The sequence below is a fragment of the Mycolicibacter algericus DSM 45454 genome (assembly GCF_002086455.1).
In the GTDB taxonomy this organism is placed as follows: domain Bacteria; phylum Actinomycetota; class Actinomycetes; order Mycobacteriales; family Mycobacteriaceae; genus Mycobacterium; species Mycobacterium algericum.
Map to the genome: position 1 here is coordinate 1 of NZ_MVHC01000085.1, position 913 is coordinate 913.

Annotated in this window: 1 pseudogene; it reads left to right on the top strand. The window is 65.7% G+C overall.

From position 1 onward, the window contains the following. Nucleotides 1-80 precede the first annotated feature (80 nt). Nucleotides 81-913 (top strand): annotated as a pseudogene (locus BST10_RS22870) (IS3 family transposase); the annotation flags it as partial.

A 913-nucleotide genomic window follows, 5' to 3' on the forward strand; every position in this document is an offset into this window, starting at 1 on the left:
CTGAGGTGAGCCCCTCGTAGTGGTCCAGTTGTTGTGCGACTCTGATGCCCGGTGTTCGGGCAGGAAGAATCAGCAACGACATGGCAGCCAAGAAGCGCCGGCGGCATACGCCGGATCAGATCATCCGCAAGCTCGCCGAGGGCAACAAACTGCTCGGCGCCGGGCAGGAACTCAGCGAGGTGTGCCGGCACCTGGAGATCACCGAGTCGACCTGGCATCGCTGGGTCGCCCAGTACGGCGGTATGAAGGCCAGCGACGCCAAACGGCTCAAAGAACTCGAGGCCGAGAACGCCCGCCTGAAGAAGCTGGTCGCCAACCAGGCCCTCGACATCGACATGCTCAAGGAGATTTCGGAGGGAAACTTCTAACCCCGAACCGCAAGCGCAGCGCCGTGGCGGTGCTGCGTGAGCGGTTCGGGGTCTCCGAGCGTCGAGCCTGCACCGTGGTCGGCATCCACCGCTCCACGATGCGCCTGACACCGGCGCCGATTACCGACGAGGAAGCCGAGCTGCGGGCCTGGTTGCGCACGTTCTCCACCGACCGGCCGCGCTGGGGCTGGCGGCGGGCCGCGGTGATGGCCCGGCGGGCCGGCTGGGCGGTGAATAACAAGCGCATCCGCCGCCTGTGGCGTGATGAGGGCCTGCGAGTTCGGCAGCGCCGTAGGAAGAAACGCTTGACCGGCATCGGGACCGCGGTCGGGGCGATGTCGCCGATCGCACCGAACGTGATCTGGGCGATGGACTTCCAGTTCGACACCACCGCCGATGGGCGCACCATCAAGATGCTGAACGTCATCGACGAATTCACCCGCGAAGCCCTGGCGATCCACGTCGACCGCGCCATCAACGCTGATGGCGTCGTCGACATCCTCGATCAATTGGCTCTGACCTACGGGGCTCCGCACTACGTGCGG